This window comes from Pseudolactococcus yaeyamensis, from assembly GCF_054658615.1.
The window spans coordinates 1-2,219 of the sequence record NZ_BAAGGP010000165.1 but is presented as its reverse complement, the minus strand read 5'-3'; the positions used below and the strand labels follow the sequence as shown (position 1 = coordinate 2,219).

The window sequence follows — 2,219 nt, the reverse complement described above, 5'->3', positions numbered from 1 at the left end:
GCGCGGATCTGTGACGCTTTCTAAATACGCGTAGATTTCGTACATCATGAACTCCCTTAATAGCTTTTCTTTTACTTTAACATAAATAGAGATACTAGGGAATTATTTATTTCATGCGTTTGTCGTGTTCCAAGTAGCAATTTAACCACATCTGTATCCCTTACTTGTTTAAGACATTGTGCAATGGCTGTTGTCACATTTTGGATAGCTTCATTTTCATTAACAATCATATTGCCATGTCCCTGAGTTGTCTCATATAAGACATTGCCATCTTCACCATATAAAACAGCATGGGTTTTGGTTGCTCCCGCATCAATACCTAAATACTTATTTTGCATTTTTTGCCTCACGAATAGCTATCAATTTTTCTTGATTTTTTGCATCGTGAATAACCATTGCCTTCTCAATTGCAAGTCGTGTCATTTCAAAGAAAACCATTGCGTCAAAAATTGCAAAGATAATGACAGGAATTCTGATAACTGAAAGTTTGTCTGGTATGACTAAAATGCCTATTGCCAGAAACAACATACTTAAAATCCCCCATATCCAACGATTTTGAATTGTTTGATTTTCAAAACGAGGCATATAATTGACAACTTTTCTTGCCCCAATTATCAGGCCTACTATCGCACCAAAAAATAAAATATTATACATCATTTTGTCCCTCTTTAATTATAGAAATACAGGGTCCTATTTATCTAGTCCCTGTATTTGGCTATTGTTATACTGTCGCTACTTCTGGATTTTCTTTTGTAGTAGCTTTCATTTCTTCTTCCAACATTTGTTTATCGTACATTTTTACAAATGGATAATAGATAATTCCCGCAATGACTAAGTTAATCAGAACAAGTATGACGATTCTCCAATCGTTACCTGTCGCAAGATAAGCACCAATCGGGGCAGGAAGTGTCCATGGAACATTAGCGACAAAGCCATTAACTAATATTGCACTGTAGGACGTAATGGTTAAAATAACAGGATTGACAATAAACGGAATTGTAAATATCGGGTTCATCATCAATGGCATCCCGAAGATAAGGGGTTCATTAATATTAAAGATTCCTGGTAAGATACACAATTTTGCCATATCACGAAGATATTTAGCCTTACAAGTAAAGAGTAGGAAAACAAGAGCGAGTGTGACACCTGCACCACCCATTGTTACAGTCCATTGATAGAATTGTTCAGGTGCTACATAAGGAAGTTTTATCAAAGGTTTTCCGTCTGCCATCGCAGCCATATTGGCATCTAGCATCATCAACCACATTGGGCGTACAATTGATCCGATGATATTCATACCATGAACGCCGGCTGCCCATAACAAGTGAATAAAGAGCATTGGAACAATCGCACCAAACATATTATTTCCCATAATATCTGCAATCGGATTGAAAATACTCATGATAAATGCATTGATATCGAAATTAAGCAAAACACGAACAATCCATAGAAAAATAATAATAAAACCGGCAGGGAGTAATGCACCAAATGAACGTCCTACTGCATCTGGCACGCCATCAGGCATTTTAATTGTAATATTATGCTTGATAAACCAGCGATAGACTTCTACTGCAAAAATCATCGTAAGAATCGCTGAGAACATACCCGCGCCACCAAGATATTGCATCGGTAATACCCAACCGATACCATTGCCACCAGCTTTAATCAATGTTTCATCAACATTCAAAGGAATCGTCAAAGTCAGGAAAGCCGCAAGTGATAAGACACCACCTGTTACACCATCAAGCTTATAAGATTTAGCCAATGAATCACCCATTGCAAAAGAGGCATAAATGGCCATCAACCCCATTGTAATACGAAATGGAATGGTCAGATTGCCTGTATATGGGGCAAGCCATGCCGCAACTGCTGGAATTGGAAAATTCGCAAAGACTAAGATAAACGACCCAATTAAAATGAGCGAGAGCGTTGAAATGACCCCATTACGAATTGCAACCATGTGTCGCTGCATACCAATTTTGGTCATAGGTGGCATCAATTTGAATTCGATCCATTTAAGAAAAGTTTGCATAAAGGTTTCTCCTCGTATAATATATTCTAGTAGTGATTAACCACTACGATTTTTACCTATTTGATATTAATTTTCACTTGACTACTGAGCCGTTTCTCAGAGATAATAGTTCTGGAATGGACTCACGGATTTTGCTTATCCTCCTTGTTGCTTAGTCTTCATTCTTTAGTCTGCAACCCAAGCGATT

Annotated in this window: 3 protein-coding genes; all 3 read right to left on the bottom strand. The window is 37.5% G+C overall.

Translation table 11 applies throughout. The annotated features are described in order from the left end of the window. Window positions 1-71 precede the first annotated feature (71 nt). A complete protein-coding gene (locus tag ACYQ21_RS15385; RefSeq protein WP_460059547.1) occupies window positions 72-338 on the bottom strand; it encodes a BadF/BadG/BcrA/BcrD ATPase family protein in 267 nt (88 codons plus the stop codon). Then, a complete protein-coding gene (locus ACYQ21_RS15380; RefSeq protein ID WP_460059546.1) occupies window positions 328-657 on the bottom strand; it encodes a hypothetical protein in 330 nt (109 codons plus the stop codon). Before ACYQ21_RS15380 ends, ACYQ21_RS15385 begins: the two co-directional genes overlap by 11 nt. A 64-nt stretch (window positions 658-721) precedes the next feature. Continuing rightward, complete coding sequence (locus ACYQ21_RS15375) at window positions 722-2,032, bottom strand: PTS sugar transporter subunit IIC (protein ID WP_460059545.1); 1,311 nt, start codon at window positions 2,030-2,032, stop codon at window positions 722-724. Window positions 2,033-2,219 lie beyond the last annotated feature (187 nt).